Consider the following 26,061-nt stretch of genomic DNA (forward strand, 5'->3'; position numbering starts at 1 on the left):
CCAATCATCGGTGCCGACATCGACGCACGTCGGCACCGACGACAGCTGTCCGCACAATCAAAGACAGCTGTCCGCGCGCTTCACAGCGCGCCGCTCTTCACCCAATTGACGAGCAGACACTTCTGCGCGTCGGTCAGCGTGCTCCCGAGCGGCATCGGCGAGCCGCCGCCGCCGGGCACGTTATTCTGCTGACCGAGGATCTTGTAGAGTAAATAACTCTGGTCGACATCCCCGGCGGTGACCCGGTTCATGTCGGCGTTCGTGGCGGCCACGCCGACGTTGTTGCCCTTGACGGTCGCGGCGTCGGTCATCGTCAGGCCGCCCGAGCCGCCGGTGTGGCAGCCGCACTTCGGCTGGACCACCATGGTGAACACCTGCGCGGCGTCGACGTTCGCCGGCGCGCAATCGGGCACCACCAGAGTCACGCCGCCGCACGCGCCGGCCTCGCAATTGCCGGACTGGCAGTCGGTGTCGATCTCGCACACCTGCCCTTCGGAGCAGGGCGTGCAATTCGGGCCTCCGCAGTCCGCGTCGGTCTCGCCGCCGTTGGCCAGGCCGTCGGAGCAGGTCGCCGCCTGGCAGGTGTTCGAGCAGGCGTCGAGGGCCTCGTCGTTGCCGTCGTCGCACGCCTCCACACCGGTGTGCACGATGCCGTCGCCGCAGCTGGCCACCAGGCAGACGTTGAGGCAGGCGTCGCCGTCGATCGCGTTGCCGTCGTCGCACGCCTCGACGCCCGTCTGGACGATGCCGTCGCCGCAGACCGCGAGCTTGCAGGCGTTCGTGCACGCGTCGGTGTCCTCGAAGTTACCGTCGTCGCACTCCTCGTTCGCCTGCAGCGCCCCGTCGCCGCAGAACTCGACGATGCAATTGGCCGCGCAGCCGTCGCCGTCCACGAGGTTGCCGTCGTCGCAGGTCTCGCCGGGTCCGACGAAGCCGTCGCCGCAGGCCGCCGGCTGACACTGCGCGCACTCGTCGTTGTTGTCGCCGTTGCCGTCGTCGCAGCCCTCGACCCCGACCTGCACCAACCCGTCGCCGCACGTCGCCACAGTGCAGGCGCTGGTACACGCGTCGGTGTCGTCGAGGTTGCCGTCGTCGCAGTCCTCGCCGCCCTCGACGACCCCGTCGCCGCACACAAGCCCGCCGGTGGTCAGCGTCGTCGGCTCGAGCGTCGTCGGCTCGCCGGTGGTCGGCTCGATCGTCGTCACGGTGGTCGGCCCCGCGGTGGACGGATCGGTCGTCGTCGTCTCGTCGGTGGTGCCCGTCGTCGCGGTGCCGTCGCTCGTCTCCGTGTCGTCGCCGGTGGTCATGGCGGGACTGGTGGGCCCGCAAGCGACGGCGAGCAGCGACAGCGTGGCGGACAGCGCGAACGAAGCACGAATCATGGCAAGCGACCTCCGGAAGGCCGGCCGAGGATGCCCGCCCGCCGAGGACCCGCCAAGCCGGAACTTCGGCCCGCGTCGCTGCCGTTTCCGGCCCCCATCGCCCGACCCGCACGCCGAGACCGCTCGCTCCCATGAATCGCCGCACTCGCTACGCGACAATCAGCAAAGGTCCGACTATGCACAATCGCCGACGTCGCTGCGCGCGAGACGACCGCGACCGATCGCGCCCCTCGCTCGGCGCGACCGCGCCGCCTCGCGCCGGCCCCCTCGCCCACGTCGCGCGCATGCGCCCGCCGGGAAAATCGCTGGATCGTGTTTCACTCGCCCCCACGCTCACGGTCCGCGCACGCTCCGCCGCGCACGCCCGCGTCGCTGCGAGGCGTCCCTCGCCCGCGCCCCGCAGATCGGGGTCGTCGGCCCGCGCGTGACCTCCGGGCCGCGGGAGGGGGTCTCCGCTTGCAAGCGCTTGGCTCCTGGGCGTACCGTGATTCTTGATGCGCGCCCTCGCCCTCACCGTGATCACGCTCGGCGTCCTTTGCCTCTCCGCCTGCAGCGACGACGGCGGCGGAGGCACGAATCCGACCGCCGCGCCGACTCTCGGCGGGATCAGCAACTTGACCCTGACGAGCGACAGCACGACCACGAGCGGCACCGACAGCACCGGCACCAATCCCACCACCACCGGCACCGACGCCAGCACCAGCGAGCCCGCCACCAGCAACGTCGACAGCGGCCCCGCGCCCAAGTTCGACGTCGGTGAGACGCCCGACGGCGGCCTGCCCATGCCCGACACGGGCTGCAAAAAAGTCGACCTGCTGTTCGTCATCGACAATAGCGGCAGCATGGCCGACGAGCAGATCAACCTCGTCAACAGCTTCCCCGACTTCGTGTCGGAGATGCAGACCCAGCTGTCCAACACCGACAGCTACCACGTCGGCGTCGTCAGCAGCGACAGCAACATCTACAACGGCGCCGGCTGCCAGATGTACGGCGGCCTCGTCAACAGCACCGGCGGCGCCAACGCGAGCAACGCCACCTGCACCCCTTACGCCGGCGGCAAGAACTGGATGAGCGAGGCCGACGACCTCGGCACCAAGTTCGCCTGCGCCGGCCAGGTCGGCACCGGCGGCGACGGCAACGAGCAGCCGATGTACGCCATGCTGCAGGCGGTACAGCCGCAGAACAACGCCCCCGGCGCCTGCAACGACGGCTTCATCCGCGACGACGCGCTGCTGGTCGTCGTCCTCATCACCGACGAGGAGGACGACCACGAGGTCGCCGCCTGCCAGCAGTTGCCGCAGTCGGGCTCGCCCGGCGAACCCGGCAATTGGTACACCGGCCTGGTCACCGCCAAGGGCGGCGTCGAGACCAACATCGTCGTCCTGTCGCTGATCGGTCCCGTCAATCCGACCTGCCCCGCGCTCGACAAGTGCAACGGCGGCATCACCGGCGCCGAGCTGTCGCCGCGGATCGTGCAATTCACCGAGATGTTCACCAACGGCTTCATCGGCCAGATCTGCGCGCCCTCGTACAAGCAATTCTTCTCCGACGCGATCGGCCTGATCGACGAGGCCTGCGAGAACTTCATGCCCCCGGGCTGACCGACGGCGAGCCCCGCTCGCCGCCGGCCCCCACGCGCGCTCAGCCCATCGCAGTGTCGGTCAGGCCGTAGCCCATCTCGCACAGGTCGCTGGCCAGGATCGCCACCGCGCAGCTGGTCGTCAGCGCGTTGGCGGCCTTGATCCGGCTGTTGTCGACGCCGTCGAGCAGGCGGTACAGCCCGCGCAGGCTCCAATTCGCCATGCGGTAGCTGAACTGCGCCCAGAACTCCTCCTCCGCGAGCTCGCCCTGGGAGAACACGACGATCGAAGTCGCCAGCTCACCGCAGCCGATCACGACCTCGATCACCCCATCGACGATTGCGATCACCCCCTCGCCCTCGGGCCAGGAGATCGCCCACGCGGTCGACCCGATCATCCACAGCCCGCCGCACAGCGCCAGCACGCCGTGGGTGATGCCGTACCACCGCGTCCCCTCGTCGTCGAACGCAGCCGCGGCCCCGATGTCGAACGCCGCCGCGATCGCCGTCGTCGCTCCACCGATGATGCTAAATGTCCACACGCCGGCGAAGTTGCCCTTCCACTCGCTCGCGCTGCGGGCGATGAACATCGCCGAGTTGACGAGGCTGATGCCGAACTGCGTCCAGCGGATCGCCTCCTCCGCCTGCGACTTCGCCGACTTCTGCAGCGACCCGGCCGACTTGTTACCGCCGCTCGCCAGCACCGCCGGCACCGCCCCGACCAGCGCGATCAGGCGCAGCATGTCGAGCTTGCGCCCGCGGAGGATCGCCACCTCGATCACGTCGGTGAGGTACGGGATCGTCAGCCGCGAGGTCAGCGTGCGCCGGGCCTGCTCGGCCAGGTCCGGGGTGTGGTCGGCGATCCAGCCCGTCAACTCCGTCGTCACCGAGCGGCCGGCCGCCCACGTCTTCTTCGGCAGGTCGAGCAGCGCGTCCATCGACGTGTCGAGCACGTCGCTCGCGTCCAGCAGCGCTTTCGGCAGCGCCGCCGTCGTCGCCTCGTTCTCGGCCGCGGTCGTGCTCTTGTCGAGCTGCGTCGGCCCCTGCTTGCCCTTCGGGTCGTCCTCGAGCTTCGGCGGCGAGCCGGTGAACGCCTCCTCGATCACGTCGACCAGCCACTTGAGCTCGTCGAAGTCGGGCAGTTCGAAATCGCCGACGCCAAACGCCTTGCCGAGCGACTTGCCGGACAGCCCGGACCGCACCGGCTTCGCCACCAGCGCATCGAGCAGCGCCGGGATGTCGCGGATCTGCGCCGCATAACCGCCGAGCTTGCCGAACTGCTGCTTCGCCAGCTCGTACAACTCGTCGGACTTGGCGAGGAACTTCTCCCAGTTGAAGAGCATCGCCAAAAACTCGATGAAGTCGCGGATCGCCGCGCCGATCCGCTTCAAGAACGCCTCGATCGCGCCGGCGACCTCGAGCGCCCCCGCCACGATCGTGCGGAACATCTTCTTCGAGCCGTCGACGACCATCTCGCCGACCACCGTCACCGCGCCCCACGTCGTCTTGGCAGTGTCGACCGCGAGCTCGCGCGCGTCCTCGATGCAGTCGCGGATCACCGCTTCACCCGTGCGCACCGCCGCCCCGGCGGCCTTGTTGGCCAGCTTGGCCGCGTCCTGGGCGGCCGCGATCGTCAGCTTCGCCACGTCGCCGCCGAAGTCGATCACCGCGCTGCCGACGGCCTCGCCGACGCCCTCGATCGTGCCCCAGACCTCGCCCCACGACAGCTTTTGCCCCTTCTTGATCGCCACCGGCGCGGCCGTCGGCAGCGCGCGGGCCGTGTCGCGCATGAACTGGGCCACGGCCTCGGCGTCGTCCTTCGCCATGCTGCTCTTCAGCACCGGCGTCTTGCCGGGGGGAGGCTGCTTCAGCGCCGTCGCGCTCAGGCTCGCCAGCTGCTGCTGCGCCCCGTCGGCCGGGCGCACCACGGTCCAGCAGTCGGCGTCCATCCCGGCCGCGCGCAGCCGCAGCGCCGGGCAATCGAGCGACTTGGCGGCGAGCACCCGCACGCGCGCGCGACCACCCTCGCTGACCACCACCTTCGCCGCGACGCCCGGCTTCCACGCCTCGAGCTTCTGCACCCCACCGTCGCTGCGCACCACGGTCACCGGCGCGTCGACGCGGACCTCGACCTCGCCCGCGAGCTTGCTGCCCCCGGCCGTGCGCGGCTCGATCGAGACCTCGTACACCGCGCAGCGGACCAGCGAGCCCTTGACCGTCCCGTACTCCCCCGCCGTCGGCACCTTGAGGCCGACGTCTCCCCAGTTCCCGAGGCCGACGTCGATCGTCTTGGTCGGGAACAGCGACACCGGCAATTCATCGAGCAGCAGCTTGCCGGCCGCGCGCACGTGGACCCGGCGCGTGTCGTGCAGCGCCCGCAGCGGCAGGCCGTCGCCGTCGCCCCACGTCAACCGACCCATCGGCCGCGCGTGCTGACGGCGCGGCCCGGCGTCGATCGCCCACCCCTCGGCGAGCGAATCGAGGTGATAGCAATACACGAGCGACGGCTCGTCGCCGCGAGCGCGGCGCAGCCACAGCGCCCGCACGTCCTCGAGCGAGCGCCCGCCCTGCCACACGCGCAGCTCGGCGAGCTCGCCCAGGAACTCCTCGCCGATCGCCCCGCCCGTGCGCACCCCGTCGCGCGCGACCGCCGGTACCGCCGCCTGCTGCTCGTGGACCGCGCGGCCGTCGACGAACACTCTGCACATTCCGCCGCCGTCGACCGAGACGCACAGGTGCTGCCATTCGTCGGCGCGCACCACCCCGGGGACCTTGATCACCGCCGCCCCGGTCTTGGCCACGAAATCGACGATCAACATCCCGTCGCCCGGCCGCAGCCGGACGTTGAAGACGTCCGGGCCGCCGAGCGCGAACAACAGCGGCCCCACGGCCTGGCGCGGCCGGACCCACGCCTCGACGGCGATCCCGCCGGTGAAGTCGATGGTCACGGGGGGCAGCTCGAGGACATCGAGCTTCTCGTCCCACACCACCGCGCCCGGGCTCGAGCTCCGCAGGACATCGAGCTCGGCGACCTCGACCGCCTGGCCCGCGCCCCCCAGCTGCCCGTGCCGCTGCAGCGGGCCCGCGTCGCGCACGCTCGTCCCGTCGAGCTGGCCGGCGTAGTGCGCCAGGAGCCCCTGCGGATCGGCCGACAGCGAGCGCTCGCCGCCGGACCGCACCCGCGCCAGCAGCCGCACGTCGGCCAGCGCGAAGCCCTGCGCGCCCGGATCTGCGAGGCGAATCGACGGCGTCGCCACCAGCTTCGGCAGCGACCCGGAGGCCGCGCGGATCCCATCGACGAAGATCGCCGCCGCCCCGTCAGCCGCGAACTCCACTGCGACGTGCGTCCATCGCCCCGTCGTCATCGCCCCCGGCGCCAGGAGCTTCAGCACCCCCACACGCAGCTCGAGCGCGCCGTTGCTCATCATGACCAGCAGCGGCCCACCCTCGCCCCAGTACCAGATCTGCCCGCCCTTGCCCGACGGCCGCGCCCACATCTGAATGCTGAACCCCCCGCTCGTCTCCCCGGCCGAAACGCCGGGAATGTCGATATACCCCTTCGCCGCAACATCAATGACTCTCATCGTCGACTCCTCGTTCGCACCGCCGCCATGTCTAGCCGCTTTTGAAATGCCGCGTCGGCTCGATCGACGGCCCTCCATCATTCCTCCACAATGCGCAATCGAGCCCCCGCGCACGGGCGCGCCGGCCGTCCCCGCGCGCAGTTCACTCCTCACAATGGAATGCCAACGCCCGTCTCGCGGCTCCGAGCGCGCTCCATAATTTCTCCACAACTCCAGGCGAGCCCCGTCTCGCGCTCCAGCCCTCCGCCACACCGTGCAATCGCGGCTCGCCGCGCGTACATCTCTGGGTCGTCGGGCCAGGGGATGCCCTCCGACAATCGTCGGATGACTGGCGGCCTTCCGTCTCGTCCATAATCCGATGACATGCCCGAAAGCACATGTCCATCAAAACACTATCCTCATGAACCGCGTTCGCCGCCCATGCGGCTCGCGCACGGCCACGTCATCCCCGCGCGCTCGTCCTCTCGAGGCCCGCGGCCGCGGGATCCGCCTCCGCGCTCGACGACCGCGCGCAGCCCGCCAAAAAATCGTGACTTCGCGCCCGTCACCTTTTCCGCGCCGGCCCGTACCCTCCCGACAGACATGCAGCTCCCCTGGCCGCTGCGCGACGAGCTCCACGCGCGTCGCCTCTCCCGCGCCCGCGACGGCGACGGTGAGGCGTTCCGCGCGCTGTACCGCGACCTCTACCCCGATGTCGTCCGCTTCGTCGCCCGCCGCGTGCCGGCCCGGGCCGACGCCGAGGACCTGGCGGCGCGCGTGTTCGTCGCCTTCGTCGAGCGGCTCGGCGACTACGACCGCGAGCGCGGCAGCGTGCGCGGCTGGCTGCTCACCTTCGCCCGCAACGCGGTCATCGACCACCTGCGCAAGGCGCGGGCCACCGCCGCCCCCGAGCTGCTCGACCTCCTGCCGAGCGACGCCGTCGGCCCCGAGGGCGGCCTCCTCCAGCGCGAGCAGCTCGACCAGCTCGCTGCTTTGGTGCGCGAGCTCCCGGCCGACACCCGCGAGCTCCTGGCCCTGCGCTTCGCCGACGGCCTGCGCCACCGCGAGATCGCCGACGTCCTCGGCCTGCAGGAGGCCGCCGTCAAACAGCGCGTGTCGCGGGTCCTCCGCGACCTCCGCGCCCGCCTCCGCCCCGCCGCGGGCAAGAAAGGAGCCGAAAGTGCCCTGGCCTGATCGCCTCTCCGCCGCGCTCCGGCGCCTCTATCGCGCCGGCGCGCCTTCGGAACATGTTCTTTCAAACATGTCTGTTCCGCCAGCCTCTTTGGAACAGGACCTCATGGCCAGGTTCGCCCGCCGCCACCCCGCGCCCGCGCGGCCCGGCCTCGCCGGGTTCGTCCGCGGCCACCGCTGGGCCCTGTCGGCCGGCCTGGCCGCGGTGGCGGTCGCGGCGGCCTGCCGCATGCCGTACGACTACGACCGCGGCTTCGGCGCGACGGTCTGGTGCGAGGTCCCCGGCGAGGACCTGCTGGACAGCGATCGCGTGCGCGAGCTCGCCGACCGCCTGCAGCAGCGCGCCGGCGCCGATCGGGCGACGGTGCGGGTCCACGCCGAGCACGGCGGCCCGGGGACGATCCTCGTCGACCTGTGGGGCGAGGACGCCGCCCTCGTCGGCGACGAGCTGCTGGCCGAGGTCGAGGGCGTGCCGGCGCTGCAGGCCCGGAACTGCCGGATCGAGCCGCTGGTGGAGACGGTCCACGGCACGCTCGGCGGCCGCCTCGGCCTCGAATGGTTCGACCTCGAGCTGCTCGACCAGGACGACGCCGAGGCCGCGCGCGCCGAGATCCTGGAGCGCCTCGAGGCCCGCGGCCTGCACGGCGACGCGCACGTCGAGATCTTCGACGACGGCGCCGGACGGCGCGAGGTCAAGATCCGCATCGAAGCCCAGGGCGAGTTCCCCGATCCCTGAAGCTCTTTTTAAGGACATGTCCCGAAGGACATGGCCATCGCTTCGCGCGAGCTCGTCCTCCGGGGCCCTCGCGCAGCACGGGACCCCCGCGCTCGACCTGCTTCGCGTGCCTGCGCCGGGTGAAGCGCGTCGCGGCCGGCGACCGTACGGACACGGTCGCCGCAGCTCGCGTCACGGGCGCCAGGCGGGCGCGCCGATCCGCGTGTGCTAAGGTCGCGCGCGCCCGGGTCCTCCGCCCGCGCCGCGCCCCTCCGTGACCACCCTCGTCATCGCCGAGAAGCCCTCCGTCGCCCGCGACATCGCGGCGGCGCTCGGCGTCACGGGGCGCCGCGACGGCTGGTTCGAGGGCAGCGGCCATCTCGTCACCTGGGCCATCGGTCACCTCGTCGCGCTCGCCCAGCCGCACGAGATCGACCCCGCGTGGAAGCGCTGGAGCCTCTTCACCCTGCCGATGCTGCCGCGGCAATTCCCGCTGGTCGTCATCCCCGACACCCGGAAGCAATTCGAGGTGGTCCATCGGCTCATGGGCGATCGCGCGGTCACGCGGATCGTCTGCGCCACCGATGCCGGCCGCGAGGGCGAGCTGATCTTCCGCTACATCTACGACGCCGCCGGTTGCCGCAAACCGGTGAGTCGCCTGTGGATCTCGTCGCTCACCCGGGAGGCGATCCTCGCCGGCTTCTCGCGGCTGCGCGACGGCGCCGAATTCGACGATCTGGCCGACGCCGCGCGCGGCCGCAGCCGCGCCGACTGGCTGGTCGGCATGAACCTGTCGCGCGCCTACAGCCTGGTGCTCGATCAGGACATCTCGGTCGGCCGGGTGCAGACGCCGACCCTGGCGATCCTCGTCCAGCGCGAGCTGGCGATCCGCGACTTCGTGCCGGAGGACTACCGCGAGGTCGTGGCGCGCTTCCAGCCGGTCACCGACGCCGCGCAGCCGGCAAGTTCCTATGTCGGCACCTGGTTCCGTCCGCCGACGCCCGGCGACGCCGACGACGAGCCGAGCAAGCGCAAGCGCCTCCCGGCCGACGGCGTGGAAGCAGCGGCGATCGTCGCCCGCGCGTTCACCGGGCGGGCCGCGATCGCCTCGATCAAGGCCGAGACGCGATCGATCCCGCCCCCGCTGCTCTACGACCTCACCGAGCTGCAGCGCCACGCCAATCGCCTCTACGGCCTGAGCGCGCAGAAGACCCTCGACATCGCTCAATCGCTGTACGAGCGGCACAAGCTGATCAGCTATCCGCGCACCGACAGCCGCCATTTGTCCGCGGCAGTCGCCGCCACCCTCGGCGACGTCGTGGCCGCCGTCGGCGGGCAGTATCCCGGCCTTCTGGCCCCCGGCACGGGCGCGCGGCCGCTCGGCCGCCGCTTCGTCGACGACGCCCGGGTCACCGATCACCACGCCATCCTGCCCACGGCCAAGTCGGCCAGCGAGGCCGGCCTGACCGCCCACGAGCAGAAGATTTATGATCTGATCTGCCGCCGGCTGCTCGCGGCGTGGCACGAGGACTACGTCTATTCGACGACCACCGTGATCACCACGATCACGTCCGCGGACGAGCCGGCGATCGTCGATCATTACGAGAGCCGCGGCACCGCGATCCAGAAGCACGGCTGGAAGGTGCTGGAGGTCGGCTACGGCAAGCCGCCCGCGAAGCCGCGAGGCAAGGCCGCGGCGGCGGCGAACGAGGCGGATCCCGGCGATCAGGCGCTGCCGGCCGGCCTCACGCGCGGCCAGCCGCAGCAGGTGCTCGAGGCGAAGGCCCTCGAAAAACAGACGCGGCCGCCGCCGCGCCACACCGAGGCCACCCTGCTCACCGCGATGGAGACGGCCGGCCGGACGCTCGAAGAGAAAGAGCTGTCGGACGCGATGCGCGACCTCGGCCTGGGCACGCCCGCCACCCGGGCGCAGATCATCGAGACCCTCCTGCGCCGCGAATACGTGATCCGCGAGGGCAAGTCGCTCGCAGCCACCGACAAGGGCATTCACCTGATCTCGGTCGTCCACCCCGATGTCAAGAGCCCGGCGATGACCGGCGAATGGGAGGCCAAGCTCAAGCGAATGTCGCGCGGCGACGGCGATCTGCCGACCTTCATGGCCGCGATCGAGTCGTTCGTCACCGAGGTGGTCGGCCGCGTCACCGGCCTCGCACCGCCGCCGGGCCCGTTGCCCCGCGCCGGCGGCGAGAAGCGCCCGCCCACGATGAGCGAACCTCCCGGGCCCGCGAACGAGCCCGGCCCCACGCGCACGCCCACCGCGACCCGAACCTCTCGCCGAACACCCGCGAGTGACGCCATCACCACCCCTGCCGTACCTCCGCAGTATCGCGGAACCACGGGCGACCTGTTCTCAAACGCTCCCGCGACCGCTTCGCGCCCCGGAACCCCGGGCGATCTTTTTGCCACCATTCCCCCGGCCCCGCCTCGTCGCGGAACCACGGGCGACCTCTTCGCTAACGCTCCCGCGCCCTCACCTCGACGCGGAACCACGGGCGACCTCTTCGATGCCGCCCCCCCGACCTCGCCCCGACGCGAAACCAAGAGCGACCTCTCTGATTCCGCGAATGCGCTCGCCGACGACTGGTTTGAGTCAGCGCCCGCGACCTCGCCTCGTCGCAAATCCACGACCGACCATGCCGAGGCCGCGTCCTCGGCCCCGCCTCGCCGCGCACCTACGAATGGCCGCCTTGATTCTGCTTCCGTAACTTCGTCTCGCCGCGCTCCCGCGAACGACCCTGCCGAGGCCGCGTCCGAGGCCCCACATCGCCGCGGAGCTACGAACGGCCGCCCTGATTCCGCTTCCGTGACTTCGTCTCGCCGCGCTTCCACGAGCGACCATGCCGAGTCCCCCCCCGCAGCCTCGCCTCGCCGCGGAACAACGAATGACCCCCTTGATTCCGCTTCCGTGATCTCGCCTCGTCGCACTGCCGCGAGCGAGCGACAAGAGGCCACCGCCGCGCCTCGCAGCAGGATCACGAGCGACTTTCTCCTGGCGTCTCCCGCCCCCGCGCCTCGCCGCAAATCCGCCAGCAGCGACGATGAGGCCGCATCTGCGACTCCGCCTCGCCGCACCTCCGCGAACGACCTCGCCGACCGCTCGCCCGCGCCGCCCGCACGCGGCGCGACGGGCGACCTTTTCGCGACCTCCCCGCGCCGCTCCTCCGCGAACGCTCAGGATGCCGCCCCTCCCACGCCCTCGTCGCGCCGCAATTCCTCGAACGAGCCGCTCCATGCAGCGCCGGACGACCTGCTCGGCCTGCTGCGCTCGCGGTTCGCCTTCTCCGGCTTTCGCCCCTACCAGGAGGCCGTCTGCCGCGCCGCCACGCGCGGCCGCGACCTTTTATTGGTCATGCCGACGGGGGCCGGCAAGTCGCTGTGTTATCAGCTCCCCGGCGTCGCCCGCGGCGGCACCACTCTGGTGATAAGCCCGCTGATCGCCTTGATGGAGGATCAATCCACCCGGCTCGCCGCCCAGGGCTTTCGCGCCGAGCGCATCCACTCGGGCCGCAGCCGCGCCGAATCGCGGCAGGCCTGCATCGATTATCTGGCCGGCAACCTCGACTTCCTGTTCATCGCTCCCGAGCGCCTGCGCGTGACCGGCTTCCCCGAGATGCTCGCCCGGCGCACGCCGGCGCTGATCGCCGTCGACGAGGCTCACTGCATCTCGCAGTGGGGGCACGACTTTCGCCCCGACTATCGCATGCTCGGTCAGCGGCTGCCCGCCCTGCGGCCAGCGCCGATCATCGCCCTCACCGCGACCGCCACGCCCTCGGTCCAGGACGACATCGTCGCCCAGCTCGGCCTGCGCGACGCCGGGCGCTTCATCCACGGCTTTCGCCGCACCAACATCGCCATCGAGGTGATCGAGCGCAACCCGGGCGAGCGCGCCGCGGCGATCCGCGAGCTCCTGTCGGACCGCGCGCGCCGGCCCGCGATCGTCTACGCCGCCACGCGCAAGAGCGCCGAGGAGCTGGCGAGCGCCCTCGGTCCGCGCCTCGCCGCCGCCTATCACGCGGGCATGAGCAACGACGACCGCGACCGCGTCCAGGCCGCCTTCCTGGCCGGCGAGCGCGAGGTCATCGTCGCCACCACCGCCTTCGGCATGGGCATCGACAAGGCCGACGTGCGCACGATCCTCCACGCGGCGCTGCCCGGCAGCCTCGAGGGCTATTATCAGGAGATCGGGCGCGCCGGCCGTGACGGCGCGCCAGCGCGGGCGGTCCTGTTCCACGCCTACGTCGATCGCAAGACCCACGAATTCTTCCACGAGCGTGATTACCCCGACCCGCTCGAGCTCGAGAAGATCTTCAAAAAACTGCCCAAGACGCCGACCGACCGGGCGGCGCTGAACAAGAAGCGCAGCCGCGCCGGGCGGGAGGCGTTCGAGCGGGCCCTCGAGAAACTCGTCATCCACGGCGGCGCGCTCGAGACCGGCGAGGGCGAGCTGGCCAGGGGCGCGAGCACCTGGCAGGCCGGTTACGCCGCCCAGCGCGAGCACAAGCAGGCCCAGCTCCTGGGCATGGCCCGCTTCGCCGAGGGCCACGGCTGCCGCATGGTGCGGCTCGTGCGTCACTTCGGCGACCAAGAGGACAGCGGCGAGCCTTGTGGGATCTGCGACGCCTGTGCCCCTGCTCGCTGCATCGCCCAGGAGTATCGGGCGCCCAGCGCGAGCGAGCAGCGCCACGTGTCGCGCCTGCTCGCGGCGCTGGCCCAGGCCGACGGCCAGGCCACCGGCCGGCTCCACCGCGAGACTTTTCCTGACGGCGACGTCGATCGCCGCTCGTTCGAGCACCTGCTCGGCGGCCTGGTCGCGGCCGGCCTCGTGACCCTCGAGGAGGCGACGTTCCCCAAGCGCGGCAAGCTGATCCCGTTCGAGCGCGCGACGCTGACGGACGCCGGCCGGGCCCACGACATGACCGCGGCCGGGTTGATGCTGCCGAAGGCGACGCCGGCGAAGAAGGCCAAAGCGACGAGCAAGCGGCGCTCGAGCCGTCCCGCCGCCGCCAAGCGCAAGTCGGCGAAGCGCTCGAGCACCAAGCGCGCGAGCACGGCCCGGCGCAAGCGGGCGCCGGCCCGCGACAGCGCGTGACGCGGCGACCGCTCGCGCACGGGCCTGTCCGAACGGACAGGTCACTCCGAGGCCCGTCCCGAAGCGAGCAACGGCCCAGAGCATCGCCGCCCCCCCGAGCTCTGGCCTGTCCGAACGAACAGGTCACTCCGAGGCCCCCCGAAGCGGACGCCGGCCCAGGGCCCCGCGTGAAGCATCGCCCCCTCCCGAGCCGTGCCCTGTCCGAACGAACAGGTCACTCCGAGGCCGGCCGCATGGCTCCGCGCTCAGTGGACCTCGTGCTTGTCGATCTTGACCTGGATCCGCCGGCCCTCGGCGCCGTCCTCGATCTGCACGTTCACGTTGCCTTCGACCCCGTCGGCCTGCAGCTGCTCGAGGATCTCCTGCTTCGCCTCCTCGGGCGACAGCTCCTTGCTGACCTCGATCAACGGCAGGTCGCCGGCGCCACCGACCGCCGGCGCAGTCGTGATCGTCGCGCTCGCCAGCGCCGGGAAGCTCGCCTTGAGCTCGGCGGCCAGCCCCTCCGCGGCGGGCAGCGTCTTCGCGTACAGCTCGATCTCGAGCGACGAGCCGCCCGGGTCATCCTTCTTCATCCGCACCATCGCAGCGCCGGTGTCCACGGCCTTGCTCTCGAGGTGCTTGGCGATCGCCTGCACCTGGGCGTGGTCGAGATCGGCGCCGTCGATCTTCACCATGAGGCCCGGCATGTCGGCCAGCTCGGCCACGCGAGCCTGGACTTCGGGTTCGGTTTGGCAGCCCGCGGACGCGAGGTTGCCGAGAAGAAGGGCGAGCGAGGCGATGGTGGTGCGCAGCATGTTTGTCTCCGTCGCCTCGCTCTACGGGCGCCGAACAAAAAGGTGACAGCCGCCGTGCGCGGCGTCGGTCTGGCCTTCCTCGACGACGTCAGCGCGGTCCAGTGGGAGCGCGCGGTCGCGTCCGGCCAGGCGATCCCGACTTGCGACAAGTGGGACTTCGTCCGCTTCCGCGACGCCGTGCTCACCCCCCACCGCCACGCGGCGGAGTGACTCTCAAACCCGCACGGTCGGGGCCGGGCCGTGCCAGGTCGGCGCCTCGCTGGCGCGGAACACCTCGCGCAGCTCGCTCGCCGACTGGAACCGGTGCGACGGATCTTTCTCGAGCGCGCGGAGGATCAGCGCCTCCCACTCGACCGGGATGTCGGGGCGGAGCAGCCGCGGCGCCGGCACCGGATCCTGACAGTGGGCCAGGCCGAGGGCGATCGGCGACGGCGCGGCGAACGGCGGCCGACCGGTCAGCGCGTGGTAGAGCATCGCCCCGAGCGCGTAGATGTCGGTGCGCGCGTCGACGTGGCCGCCGCGGACCTGCTCGGGCGCCATGTACTCGGGTGTCCCGACGACCATGTTGGTCGCGGTCATCCCGGCCTCGGTCAGCGGGCGGGCGATCCCGAAGTCGATGATCTTGACGGTGCGATCGCCGGCGAGCAGCACGTTGGCCGGCTTGAGGTCGCGGTGGATGACGCCGGCGGCGTGCGCCGCGGCCAGGCCGTCGCACAGCTGCTCGGCGATCGGCCGCAGCTGGGCCGCGGGGATCGCCCCGATCCGCTTGAGCCGGGCCGCGAGGCTCTCGCCGGCCACGTACTCCATCGACAGGAACAGCAGGCCGTTCTCCTCGCCGATGTCGTGCAAGCGCACGACGTTGGGATGGGAGATCCGCCTGGCCGTGCTGGCCTCGCGGCGCAGGCGATCGGCGGCGCCAGGGTCGAGCAGGCCGAGGCCGGCGACCACCTTGAGCGCGACCTCTTCGCCGAGCTGGTCGTCGCGCGCGAGGTAGACGGCACCCATGCCGCCGGCGCCGAGCAGGCGCGACACGACGAAGCGGTTGGCCACGCGCTGACCGGGCCGGACCTGGCCGGCAATCAGGCTCTCGGCCTCGCCGGCTGCGGCCGTGACCGCGGCGCGCTGGGCCGGTGCGGGCCCGAGGGCGGCGATGCTCTGGGTCGCGACCGCGAGCCGCTGCAGCTTGGCGTTGAGCTCGAAGTCGACGTTGCAGACGATGGTCTCGAGCGACTGCACGCGCTGCTCGAGGGCCTTTCGCTCCTCGATCAGCGCCTTGCGCTCTTCCATCAGGGCCTTGAGCCGCGCGGCCTCTCCGCCGCCGCTCTCGAGCTCCTTCATCCGCTGCTCGTGCTTGAAGCGGAGGTACTTCGGCCCGAGCAGCCCGAGGATCACGCTGACGAAGAAGAAGAGCGGGACGAAGATCTCGGCCATGCGCCCTTCTTTCTTACATCTCTACGCCGGTCGGCTGACACGCGAGCGGGCGGCGATCTCGCCGCCTGACGCCCGGTTCAGACCTTCTCGCCGCGGGCGCGGAGCTCCGCGACGACCGACTCGATCCCGCGCTTGTCGATCACGCGCAGACCGTGGGCGCTGACCCGCAGGGTGACCCAGCGGTCTTCGCTCGGCACGAAGAAGCGCTTGCGGTGCAGGTTGGGGATGTTCCGCTTGTGAGTGCGGATATGCGAATGCGACACGTTCATGCCGCCCTGAGGGCGCTTCCCGGTGACCTGACAGACTTGCGACATAGCGAGCGGCCTTATGCGAGGCGTTGGAGGGCCGGGAAAGTAGCCGCGGGTTCCCGCGAGTGTCAAGGGAGGGCCCACCGCCGAGGCCGGGCGGAAGTGCGGCGCTCCCGCGATTTTCGCCGGCTCGACCCGGGCGCCGCCGTGCAGCGGAGGCCCGAAGCGGCCGTGGAGGCCCGGATGTTGCGTCCTGCAGCCGCCGCGCGCCGGGGTCGCATCGTGCGCTAACGCTCGTTTTCGCCACCGGTGCTACCTTGCCGGCCGCCAAGGAGAGCGACTGATGAGCGATTCCAAGTACGCGCCCACCGAGTACAAGGCGAAGGATTACACGCACCTCAGGGGGCTTGTCGGGCTCACCGACGAGCAGATCGAGGTCCACCTCAAGCTCTACGGCGGTTACGTCAACCGCACCAACGCCCTGTTCGCCAAGGTCGCGGGGCTCAGCAACGAGGGCAAGACCGGCGACTCCAGCTTCCAGGAGCTCAAGCGGCGGGCCGGCTGGGAGTGGAACGGCATGCGCCTCCACGAGTACTACTTCGACGGCCTGACCGCGAAGGCCGGCGAGCTGCGCGCCGACAACCCGTTCGCCAAGGCGGTCACCGCGCAGTTCGGCAGCATCGAGGCGTGGAAGGCCGATCTCGTCGGCGTCGCCAAGATGCCGGGCGTCGGCTGGGCCCTGACCTACCTCGACCCGAACAACGGCCAGGTCTGGAACCACTGGGTCGAGGCCCACCAGGACGGCCACCCTGCCGGCGGCCGCCTGCTGCTCGCGCTCGACGTGTGGGAGCACGCCTTCGCCGTCTACCGCAAGCCGCTGCCGCCCGAGCGCGCCGCCTACATCGAGGACTTCTTCGCCAACGTCGACTGGGACGTGGTCGCCAAGCGCCTCGCCTGATCTGGAAATGTCTTGTGGGTCATGCCCATTGAGACATGTCCTGAAGACCCAGCGCGAAAGGGCATGTCCGAACGGACATGCCCTTTCGCTCATCCTCGCAGTCGGCTCGGGCTCAGGGCGCGGCGCCCTCGTTGATCCACTGCTCGACCAGCGCGATCGTGTCGGCCGGCAGCGGCCCGCCGCCCTTCGGCATCTGCGACGGGTTGCCGTTGAACGGACCCTCGCCGGCAGTGCCCTTGAGCTTGGCCAGCAGGTACGAGTTGGCGGCGTCGCCCGGGGCCACGCGCTTGAAGCCGGCGGCCTGGGTCGCGTCGACGTCGACCAGGTTCTGGTACGCGTCCTGGGAGCCCGTGATCGTCAGACCGCCGGAGCCCTGCTGATGGCAACCGCACTTGCCCTCGATGGCCGCGGGGAACACGTCGGTCTCCCAGCTGAGGCCGTCGCCCGTGGTGGTCGTGGTGGTGGTCGTCGTCTCCGGCTCGGTCGACGTGCCCGGCTCGGTCGTCGTCGTGCCGGGCTCGGTCGTCGTCGTGCCGGGCTCCTCGGTGGTCGTGCCGGGCGAGGTCGACGTCTCGGTGGTCGTCGTCGGCTCACCGGTGGTGGGCTCGTCGGTGGTGGCCTCCGTGCCGGTGGTCGTGCCGAGCGTGTCGGTCGCGGTCCCGGTGGTCGTGTCGTCGGTCGTCGTGCCCGGCGTGGCGTTGGCGTCGGTCGCGTTGCCGTCATCGCCGCATGCGACGAGCGGCAACGCGAACAGCGAGCAGGTGAAGATCAATCGTAGTGAGGCGTACATGGCGGCGGGACACTATCACAAGACCGCCGCGGTCCAACGTGCACCGCCGCCCGCTCGGGGTCATCCCGAGCGCGGCGGCGGGCCACTTCATTTGCGACGCATGAGGTCGCACGCACCCATCATCACTCGGGCGCGCCGGCGTCGATCCACGCGCCGATCTTCTCGAGGTCCGCGCTGCTCAGCGCAGCCGCGGGCGGCGGCGGCATGGCAGTGCCGTTGCCACCGACCTCGACGTGCGTGTTGTTGATCTTGTGCCACAGGTAGCTGTTGTCGCGATCGTTCGGCGCGATGAGCTGCATCGACGCGAGCTCGAGCGACTGCTGACCGACGAGCTCGCCGTGCGAGTCGCCCGGCGTGATCACGAACCAGCCCGAGGCCGAACCGCCGGCGACGTGACAGCCGGTCGTGCAGCTGCCGTCCCAGATCGGCTGGATGTCGGTCTCGTAGTCGACCGCGCCCGGGCCGGTGGTCGGCCCGGTGTCATCCGTCGTGCTGGTGCCGTCGGTGGTGTCGGTCGCGTCCGTCGTGGTCGGCTGGTTGGTCTCGTTGGTGGTCGCGTTGGTGCTGTCCGTGGTGGTCGTGGCGTCGTCGGTGTCCGAGCTCTTGCCGCCGCCGTCGTCACACGCAGCAACGACGAGGATCAGCGCGGCGAACGATGCCTTGATGGCGTTCGCAATCCAGGGGATGGAAACACTGTTCATAGCGCAACAATCGATACCATTTCATCACTGTCGCGATCAAGCGTCCAATCGCGGATGGGGCGCGAAAGCCCCAGGGCCGGCCCCGAATCATCTGTCCTTCAAGACAGGCTCCTCGTGACAGGAGGATGCGGAGAGCCCGCGAGCGCGCCGTGCTAGCCTCGCACGTCGTGAGCCTCCTGCGCGCAGTCACGGCGATCGGGCTCGCGCTCGCGCTCGCGGGCTGCGGGGCGCCGCTCGCATATACGCGCTTCGTCGCGAAGGCGCCGTACAGCACGGCGCCGCTGCCCGAGCGGGCGCACGTGTTCCTGGTCGCGGGCGGGTCCGACGTCGCCAACTTCGCCGCCGAGGTCGTTGCGCAGCGCGAGCTGCTTCGCACCCGCGGGCTGCAGGCCGACGAGATCGTGTGCTACTGGGCGAAGCCGACGCGCGAGGCGTTCCGCCGCGACCGCGCGCAGTACCGCCGCCTCGCCGCCGAGCTGACCGATTGTTATCCCGCGGCGACCGCGGTGGTGCGCGAGCACCTGGCCCGCGCGGCCGCTCGCCGGCCGCCGTTCCTCTACGTCTACGTCACGACTCACGGGCTGAGCTCGCTGCTGCCCCCGGATGTCCCGAAGGACCTGCTCGAAGCGCCAGATGCGGCGATGCTCGATCAGTACGCGCTGCAGCTGGCGGCCGGGCCCGGCCGCGGGTTCCACCCGGTGTTCTTGATGACGGCCCGCCGCGCCGGCGCGCCGGCCGACGACCTGGTGTTCTCCCCGGGCATGCTGGCGCGCGCGCTGCAGGCGTTCCCCGCCTCGACGCCGAAGGTGATAGTGCTGCAGGCCTGCCACGCCGGCGGCTTCGCCCCGGCGCTGGCCGAGGTGCCCGGCCTCGTCGGCCTGGCCGCGGCCCGCCACGACCGCACCAGCTTCGGCTGCGACCCCGGGCCCGACATGACGACCTTCGGCGCGATCTACATCGGCCTGCTCGCCGATCGCCTGCCCGACGCGTCTGCCCTGCCCGCACTCGACTGGCCCGCGCTCTACCAGCAGCTCCAGGCCCAGGTCGCAGCCGCCGAGGCCGCCCAGGGCGCGACGCCGTCGCTGCCGGTGCTGCTCGAGGGCGCGCCGGCGCAGTAGCGGCGCTCATGGGAGTCGCGCCGCGAGGTCGTCTTCGGGAATGGCTGGTACCACGATTTTGACAATCACTTTCAATCATTCCTATTGAAGACAGGGCGCGCCGCGATCCTGCCATCAGGGAATGGCTCGCATGCCACGATTTTGACAATCACTTTCAATCAATCCCATTGACGGCATGACCTTTCGGCCATGCCCGAACGGTCAGCTCAGCCCTGGCCGGCGATCCAGGCCGAGATCGCGGCGGCGAGGGCCGTCTCGCCGCCGGCGGACGCCTCACCGAGGGCCTGGCGGGCCAGCGCGACCGTCTGCGCCCGGCTCTCGGGGCCGGTCTCGCCGGCGGCCAGGTCGGCGGCGGCGCGAGCCTTGGCCAGGGCGAAGCGGGCCAGCGCGACCTGGGCCGGCACCGCGGCGCGGGTCGCCAGGGCCAGCGCGCGGGCGCAGGCGCCCTGGGCCGCGGCGTGCTCGCCGAGGGCCGAGTCGACGGCGCACAGCCACGTCAGCGGCTCGACCAGGCGCGGGTGCTCGGGGCCGAGGACGTGCTCCCACGCCGCGAGCGCGCGCCGCAGGTCGCCGGCCGCGTCGGCCCACCGCTGCTCGGCGGCCGCCGCCAGCCCGCGGCCGACCAGCGCGAGGGACATGTCCGAATGATCCTGTCCGTAGATCTTGGTGTAGATGGCCAGGGCGTCGTCGTAGCGCTGGCGCGCCGCGGCCGGGTCCTTGCGGGCGCGCGCGAGGTCGCCGGCGACCACGTGGACGCGGGCGCGATCGGGGTGCTCGGGCGGCAGGCGGGTCGCGGCCAGCTCGTCGGCGCGGGCGACGTGACCGTTGGCCTCGCGGTCGCGACCGCCGCGCTGACACGCCGTCGCCAGGTCGAGCAAGATCGGGAGCAGCCGCGGGTGCTCGACGCCGAGGACCTCCTCGCCGCGGCGCAGCGCCGCGGTCAGCTCGACGCGCGCCGTCTCTGCGTCGCCCTCCTGCAGCAGGGCCCGACCGTAGCGGCCGCGGGCGCTGGCCTCGCGGCGGCCGTCGTCGCCGAGCCGCTGCAGCGCGGCCGACAGGCGCGGCCACAGCCGGCGCGCCTCGCCGCGGCGGCCCAGGTCCTCGCACTCGACCGCGAACTGCAGCGTCAGGGCGTCGGCCGCGACCTCGTCGTGACGGCTCGCCTCCGCCGCCCACAGCGCGTCGGCCAGGCCGCGCGACGCCGCCTCGGCCCGCCCCAGCGCTCGCTCGATCGCCGCTCGCCCGTACAGCGCCTCGGCGCGGGCCGGCAGCCACGTCTCGTCGCCGGTCGCCAGCACGCGGGCGATGTCCCACGCCCGCGGCGCGTCGCCCAGGGCCAGCACCGCGGCCGCATGATCGAACTCGGCCCGCAGGCGCTCGACTTGGGCCCGCTGGTCGTCGTCCTCCGGCCCCGGCACCACCGCGGCCAGCCGCCGCGGATCGTCGCAGTCGCCCGGGGCCGGCAGGGCGTCGAGCGCAGTGCCGGCGCGGTCGAGCGCCGGGCCCGAGGCCTCCGACAGCGCCCGCGCCAGCCCGGCGAAGGCGCTGCGCCGGCGCTCGAGGCAGGCCCGCCGGCGCGCCGTGGCGCCCTCGTCGCTCTCGGCCTGCGCGTTGCGACATGTCTCTTGGTACATGTCTCGAAGTCTCTGCGCGTGGCGGTCGAGCTCGTCCACGGTCGGGCCGGCGAACACCGCCCCGCCGGGCCGCTCGCCGAGGGCCCGGCCGAGCGCGGCGCGGCGGCCGTCGTCCCACCCGAGGTCGGGCGTCTCGCACATGCCCGCGAGGGCAGGTTGCTCGGGGCGGGCGGCGACCACGTCGTAGACGGCGAACGCGGCCCCGACGAAGGCGACCGCGAGCCCGGCCGCGAGCGCGAGGCGGCGCCCGAGCCCGCGCGGCCGCGGCGTCTCGTTGAGGTGGTCGAGCAGCTCGTCCATCGACTTGAAGCGCTCGGCGGGGCGGACGCTGAGGCCGCGCAGGACGATGCGGTGCAGCCAGGCCGGGACGTCGGTGTCCTTCGGGAGCTCTTGCACGCGGCCGGCCAGCACCGCCTCGCGGACCACCGGCACGCGGTCGCCGACGAACGGCCGCTGGCCGTACAGGCCCTCGTAGAGCGCGACGCAGAAGCTGAACTGGTCGGTGCGTGCGTCGGTGGCCTGGCCGAGGTACTGCTCGGGGGCCATGTACGCCGGCGTGCCGGTCATGCCGCCCGTGCGGGTGATCCGCATGTCGAGCAGGCTCTTCTCGGCCATCGCCTTGATCGCCTCGGTGTACGTGTCGGGCCGGACCATCGGGCCGAGGCCGCGGCCGGCGCGGGCGAGCCCGAAGTCGCCGACGCGCACGCGGCCCTCGGCGTCGATCATCACGTTGTCCGGCTTGAAGTCGCGGTGGATGACGCCGGCCTTGTGCGCCGCCGCCAGCCCGCGGCCGGCCTCCATGAACACCAGCAGCACTTCCTTCCACCCGCGCCGCCGCGGCCCGTTCGGGCCCTCCGCCGAGCGCAACCACTTCGTCAGGGTCACGCCCTTGACGAACTCCATGGCGAGGAAGATCTGGTCCTCGACCGAGCCGACGTCGAAGATCGCTATCACGTTCGGGTGCGACAGCTGGGCCATCGCCTGCGCCTCGCGCAGCAGCCGGTGGCGCGCCTTGTCGCGCTTGGTGCGGCTGACCGCGGCGGTCCGCAGCACCTTGAGCGCGACCTTGCGATCGAGGTCGCGATCATAGGCGACGTAGACGACGCCCATGCCGCCGGAGCCGAGCCGCTTGAGCACGTTGAAGCGGCCGATCTGGCTCGGCAGCGGCTCCAATTCGGCCGCGCAGTCGTTGGCCGGCTCGCCGTCGACCGGCGGCGTGAGCGGCGTCCCCTCGGGCGACGGACTCACGTGGGACAGCACCGGCGTCAGCGGTGTGTTCAGCGTCAGGTCGGCGGGCGAAGACACGAGTCTGGGGGCATCGTACCACGGCCCTTGCGGCGGCCTCATCCGTCCGGATAGCTTCTCGTCGATGCCCCGCCCTGCTCGCGTCTTCGCGCTCGCAGCTCACCTCGTCGTCGGGATCGCGGCCTGCGCGGGTCACCGCGGCGGTCCGGTCCCGCCCAGCCGCGCGGAGGCGCCGCCGCCGTTCGCGGTGGCCCCCGACTTCCGCGTCCCCGACAGCGCCGGGACCCCGCGCGGCCTGGCGGATCTCGCCGGCCCCAACGGCCTGGTCCTGGTCACGTATCGCGGCCACTGGTGACCCTTCTGCAGGGTGCAGCTCGGGAAGCTGCAGGAAGTGTTGCCACAGCTCCAGGCGCTCGGCGTCCACGTCGCGGCGGTGTCCGCCGACGACCTCGAGGGCGGGAAGATCATGATCGAGCGCCAGCACCTCACGTTCCCGATCCTCAGCGATCCGGAGGGCGTGATGCTCAAGTCGTGGTCGCGCTGGGACTTCGGCAACGGCGTCGGCCTCGCGGGCACCTTCATCCTCGACCGGGACCTCAAGCCCGTCTTCTTCGAGGACGACGGCGAGCGGTTCTACAAGCGGCCGCGGATCGATCGCGTGGTCGACGTGGCGCGCACCCTGGCGCGCTGACGACATTCGCAGTCCGGGTGCCCACATTCACGCAATGTGGGCAGCCCATCACATCGGCAGCAGCGGCAGGCGCACGGTGAAGGTCGTGCCCTCGCCCGCCTCGCTCTTGACCTGGATGTCGCCGCCGAGCAGGTGACACAGCTCGCGGCAGATCGCCAGACCGAGGCCGGTGCCGCCGAACTTGCGGGCGATCGAGCCGTCGGCCTGCTGGAAGGCGCTGAACAGGCTGCCGATCTTGTGCGCCGGGATCCCCGGCCCCGTGTCGGACACCACCGCGACCATGAAGTCGACGTCGTCCTCGCGCTCGAACCCCACGCGCAGCTCGATCCACCCGCGGCGGGTGAACTTGACCGCGTTGCCGAGCAGGTTGAGCAGGATCTGCTTCACCTTGGTGCGGTCGACGACGATGGTCCGCTGCGGCTCGCTGCAGAGGATCTGGATGTGGTTGCCGTTCTTGACCGCCGCCGGCAGCACGGTGCTCTGCAGGTCGTCGAGCAGCGGGCCGATCACGCAGCGCTCGCGCACGATCTCCATCTTGGCGGCCTCGATCTTCGACAGGTCGAGGATGTTGTTGATCAGCTCGAGCAGGTGGGTGGCGGCGCCGTGGATGCGCCCGAGGTCGCGCTGCAGCTCGTCCTCGCCGTCGCGCTCCTCGCCCAGCAGCTCGGTGTAGCCGATGATCGCGTTGAGCGGGGTGCGCAGCTCGTGGCTCATGTTGGCGAGGAAGATGCTCTTGGTCCGGCTGGCCTCGAGCGCCAGAGTCTCGGCCCGCCGCCGCTCCTGCACCTCTTGCGTGAGCTGCTCGGTGCGCTCGGCGACGCGGACCTCGAGCTCGTCGCGGGCGTGCCGGAGGTCCTCCTCGACCCGTCGGCGCGCGGTGATGTCGGTGATCGCCACCAGCGAGCCGCGGTGCTCGCCTTGCGGGCCGAACAGCGGCTTGGCCGAGACGATGGCCCAGAAGTCGGCGCCGTCCTCGCGGCGGAAGCGGAAGTCGAACTGGTCCTCGGAGCCCTGGCGCCGCCGCTTCAGGTTGGACCGCGCCGCGGCGGCGCTCTCGTCGTCCATGTAGTCGAAGATCCGGCGCCCGATCATGGCCTCGGGGGTGGTCGCCAGCATGGCCGCGAGGCGCGAGTTGACGAAGTCGATCGCGCCGTCGGGGTCGTTGACGAGGATGCCGTCGTTGATGGTCTGCAGCAGGGTGTGGAAGTAGGAGTCGTCGCGCTTGAGCTCCACCGAGGAGGCGCTGCGCACGGCGCGGACGAGGCAGAGGAAGCCGACCCGCCGCGCGTGCTCGTCGAGCCACGGCACGATCGTGTGCTCGGTCCAGCGGACCGGCGCCTGCGGCGACTGCCAGCGGAACATCGAGGTGCACGGCGAGGCGCCCGCGATCGCGTCGTCGTAGCGCTCGAGGTCGTCGTCGTGGACCAGCGAGCGCAGACCCGCGGGGTCGGCGAACAGCTCCGCCGGCTCGCGCCCCGACAGCTCGCGCACTGCGCCGGCCAGCTCCTCGATCTGCAGCCGCGGCGCCAGGCGCACCCGCGCCAGCAGCAGCTCGGCCGCGTTCCACAGCGCCGCCGCGTCGGGAGCGTCGGGACCACCAAAGCCGACGTGCGTGCTGGCGAACTGCCCAGGTGCTCCCGACCTCGGGGTCATCTCTTGTGATGATAACACCCGGAACGGCGGTCGGGACGCTCCAGCCGCTGCTTCGCGCGCCTCCCGCCGTGCAGATGCAAGCGCGCGCACGGACCATCGCGCCGCCGCAGACGCGTCGGACCGTGCGGACCGGCGCGCGCCGCCGCGTCAGGGCAGCGCGAGGCCCCAGTCGGGCACCGACAACGAGAGCAACGCGGGCTTCGGCGTGCCCGGCACCACGCCGAGCCAGCGATTGATGGCGAAGCTGGTGACGTACAATTTGTTCTTCGTCAACAAAGTCTGGCCGAACACCACGCTCGACGGCGCGTCGAGCAGGCCGCCCTGGGCCAGCACGTGGACGTCGCCGTCGCCGTCGACGCGCACCAGCCGGTCCTGCCCGTTGACCGCGACGTAGAGATCGCCGTCGGCGGCGAAGGCGATGCCGTCGGCGCCCGCGAGCTTGGCGTAGTCGTCGACCCAGACCTCGGGCTCGCCCGGCTCGCCGTGGCAGTCGATCGGGATGCGCACGATCGTCCCGTAGTCGAGGTTGCCGACGTAGAGGTTGCGCTTCCACCGGTCGAACGCGATGCCGTCGGCGCCGAAGCTGTGGAACGGCAAAAACGGCGTGACCGGGTCGCCCTCGAGCGACGGATCGGCGAGCCACACGTCGGCGTCGCCGTCGTCGTCGATCTTCCAGATCAGGCCGAGGAAGGGGTCGGTGACGTAGAGGTCGCCGCGATCGTCGAACGCGAGGTCGTTGGGGAAGCCGAGCGGATCGAGGGCGGCGTACTGGGTGGTTTGACCAGTGAGCGGGTGGATGCGCCACACGAACGCGGCCGAGGGCTCGGGCGCGAACGCGCCGCTGCCGGCGTAGAGCCAGCCGTCGCGGCCGAACTTGAGCCCGAGCATGAAAGTGCCCGCGGGGACCGGCGGCGCCGCCAGAGTCGTGAATTGCCCGTTCGGCTTCAGCTTCTTCACCACCGGGCCCATCGACATGTAGAGGTTGCCGGCCCAATCGGTGGTGATCGACTCCGGCAGCTCGCCCTGCGTCGGGTCGAACGCCCGCACCAGCGCCGGCCCGGCCGCCGCCTCGCCCGCGCCGAACAACACCGCCACACCCACCACGACCGCAAGAGTCTTCGCCATCGACCTATCCCCCCAGGCCAAGCTACGGGCCCGGAGCGCGCCGCGTCAACTATCAATAATGCGACCGCGAGTCACTGCATCCAGTCGGGTGTAGGCGCCGCTGTCATGCCGACACATCAGCTTTCGCATGACG

General features: G+C 71.5%; 19 protein-coding genes. 9 read left to right on the forward strand and 10 right to left on the reverse strand.

Annotated features, from left to right (window positions below):
* Positions 1-80: 80 nt before the first annotated feature.
* Positions 81-1,382 carry a DUF4215 domain-containing protein gene (locus OV090_RS38385; protein ID WP_267709794.1) on the reverse strand — a complete coding sequence of 434 codons (1,302 nt, stop codon included), beginning with the start codon at positions 1,380-1,382 and terminating at the stop codon, positions 81-83.
* 494 nt (positions 1,383-1,876) lie between these two features.
* Here OV090_RS38385 and OV090_RS38390 point away from each other — a divergent pair, with 494 nt between their 5' ends.
* Positions 1,877-2,983 carry a hypothetical protein gene (locus tag OV090_RS38390; RefSeq protein WP_267709795.1) on the forward strand — a complete coding sequence of 369 codons (1,107 nt, stop codon included), beginning with the start codon at positions 1,877-1,879 and terminating at the stop codon, positions 2,981-2,983.
* Positions 2,984-3,023: 40 nt separating this feature from the next.
* On the opposite strand, the gene OV090_RS38395 is transcribed toward OV090_RS38390, so the two are convergent.
* Positions 3,024-6,626 (reverse strand): LamG-like jellyroll fold domain-containing protein, encoded by a 3,603-nt coding sequence (locus OV090_RS38395; RefSeq protein ID WP_346660411.1) that lies wholly within the window; start codon positions 6,624-6,626, stop codon positions 3,024-3,026.
* 501 nt (positions 6,627-7,127) lie between these two features.
* Here OV090_RS38395 and OV090_RS38400 point away from each other — a divergent pair.
* The 3 genes from OV090_RS38400 (at position 7,128) to OV090_RS51205 (ending at position 13,540) form a co-directional block, all read left to right on the forward strand.
* Positions 7,128-7,718 (forward strand): sigma-70 family RNA polymerase sigma factor, encoded by a 591-nt coding sequence (locus OV090_RS38400; protein ID WP_267709797.1) that lies wholly within the window; start codon positions 7,128-7,130, stop codon positions 7,716-7,718.
* A 67-nt stretch (positions 7,719-7,785) separates the two neighbouring features.
* Positions 7,786-8,451: a hypothetical protein gene (locus OV090_RS38405; protein WP_267709798.1), complete on the forward strand. Its 666-nt coding sequence runs from the start codon at positions 7,786-7,788 to the stop codon at positions 8,449-8,451.
* A 253-nt stretch (positions 8,452-8,704) separates the two neighbouring features.
* A complete protein-coding gene (locus OV090_RS51205; RefSeq protein WP_267709799.1) occupies positions 8,705-13,540 on the forward strand; it encodes a DNA topoisomerase 3 in 4,836 nt (1,611 codons plus the stop codon).
* 245 nt (positions 13,541-13,785) lie between these two features.
* On the opposite strand, the gene OV090_RS38415 is transcribed toward OV090_RS51205, so the two are convergent.
* On the reverse strand, positions 13,786-14,334 hold the full coding sequence (locus OV090_RS38415) for a hypothetical protein (protein WP_267709800.1): 549 nt from the start codon (positions 14,332-14,334) through the stop codon (positions 13,786-13,788).
* A gap of 42 nt (positions 14,335-14,376) precedes the next feature.
* Between OV090_RS38415 and OV090_RS38420 the strand changes: the two genes are divergently transcribed.
* Positions 14,377-14,544, forward strand: a complete 168-nt coding sequence (locus OV090_RS38420; protein ID WP_267709801.1) for a hypothetical protein — start codon at positions 14,377-14,379, stop codon at positions 14,542-14,544.
* Between the two features lie 3 nt (positions 14,545-14,547).
* Here OV090_RS38420 and OV090_RS38425 read toward each other — a convergent pair whose 3' ends face one another.
* Both OV090_RS38425 and rpmB read right to left on the reverse strand, forming a co-directional pair.
* Positions 14,548-15,765: a serine/threonine-protein kinase gene (locus OV090_RS38425; RefSeq protein WP_267709802.1), complete on the reverse strand. Its 1,218-nt coding sequence runs from the start codon at positions 15,763-15,765 to the stop codon at positions 14,548-14,550.
* 77 nt (positions 15,766-15,842) lie between these two features.
* Positions 15,843-16,079, reverse strand: coding sequence for a 50S ribosomal protein L28 (rpmB, locus tag OV090_RS38430; protein ID WP_267709803.1), 237 nt, complete (start codon positions 16,077-16,079; stop codon positions 15,843-15,845).
* A gap of 277 nt (positions 16,080-16,356) precedes the next feature.
* Between rpmB and OV090_RS38435 the strand changes: the two genes are divergently transcribed.
* On the forward strand, positions 16,357-16,971 hold the full coding sequence (locus OV090_RS38435; RefSeq protein WP_267709804.1) for a Fe-Mn family superoxide dismutase: 615 nt from the start codon (positions 16,357-16,359) through the stop codon (positions 16,969-16,971).
* A 112-nt stretch (positions 16,972-17,083) separates the two neighbouring features.
* Here OV090_RS38435 and OV090_RS38440 read toward each other — a convergent pair whose 3' ends face one another.
* Positions 17,084-17,761, reverse strand: coding sequence for a hypothetical protein (locus OV090_RS38440; RefSeq protein ID WP_267709805.1), 678 nt, complete (start codon positions 17,759-17,761; stop codon positions 17,084-17,086).
* Positions 17,762-17,883: 122 nt separating this feature from the next.
* On the reverse strand, positions 17,884-18,462 hold the full coding sequence (locus OV090_RS38445) for a hypothetical protein (protein ID WP_267709806.1): 579 nt from the start codon (positions 18,460-18,462) through the stop codon (positions 17,884-17,886).
* A 167-nt stretch (positions 18,463-18,629) separates the two neighbouring features.
* Here OV090_RS38445 and OV090_RS38450 point away from each other — a divergent pair, with 167 nt between their 5' ends.
* A complete protein-coding gene (locus OV090_RS38450) occupies positions 18,630-19,580 on the forward strand; it encodes a C13 family peptidase (protein WP_267709807.1) in 951 nt (316 codons plus the stop codon).
* A gap of 206 nt (positions 19,581-19,786) precedes the next feature.
* On the opposite strand, the gene OV090_RS38455 is transcribed toward OV090_RS38450, so the two are convergent.
* Entirely contained in the window at positions 19,787-22,519 is a 2,733-nt protein-coding gene (locus OV090_RS38455; RefSeq protein WP_267709808.1) for a serine/threonine-protein kinase, read from the reverse strand.
* A 64-nt stretch (positions 22,520-22,583) separates the two neighbouring features.
* Here OV090_RS38455 and OV090_RS38460 point away from each other — a divergent pair, with 64 nt between their 5' ends.
* Both OV090_RS38460 and OV090_RS38465 read left to right on the forward strand, forming a co-directional pair.
* The gene (locus OV090_RS38460) at positions 22,584-22,814 is read left to right on the forward strand and encodes a hypothetical protein (protein ID WP_267709809.1); all 231 of its coding nucleotides are present in this window, start codon (positions 22,584-22,586) and stop codon (positions 22,812-22,814) included.
* Positions 22,815-22,826: 12 nt separating this feature from the next.
* Complete coding sequence (locus OV090_RS38465; protein WP_267709810.1) at positions 22,827-23,150, forward strand: redoxin domain-containing protein; 324 nt, start codon at positions 22,827-22,829, stop codon at positions 23,148-23,150.
* Positions 23,151-23,198: 48 nt separating this feature from the next.
* Here OV090_RS38465 and OV090_RS38470 read toward each other — a convergent pair whose 3' ends face one another.
* Both OV090_RS38470 and OV090_RS38475 read right to left on the reverse strand, forming a co-directional pair.
* A complete protein-coding gene (locus tag OV090_RS38470; protein ID WP_267709811.1) occupies positions 23,199-24,803 on the reverse strand; it encodes an ATP-binding protein in 1,605 nt (534 codons plus the stop codon).
* 147 nt (positions 24,804-24,950) lie between these two features.
* Positions 24,951-25,928, reverse strand: coding sequence for an SMP-30/gluconolactonase/LRE family protein (locus OV090_RS38475; protein ID WP_267709812.1), 978 nt, complete (start codon positions 25,926-25,928; stop codon positions 24,951-24,953).
* Positions 25,929-26,061: the final 133 nt, after the last annotated feature.

This window comes from Nannocystis sp. RBIL2 (genome assembly GCF_026626745.1).
In the GTDB taxonomy this organism is placed as follows: domain Bacteria; phylum Myxococcota_A; class Polyangia; order Nannocystales; family Nannocystaceae; genus Nannocystis.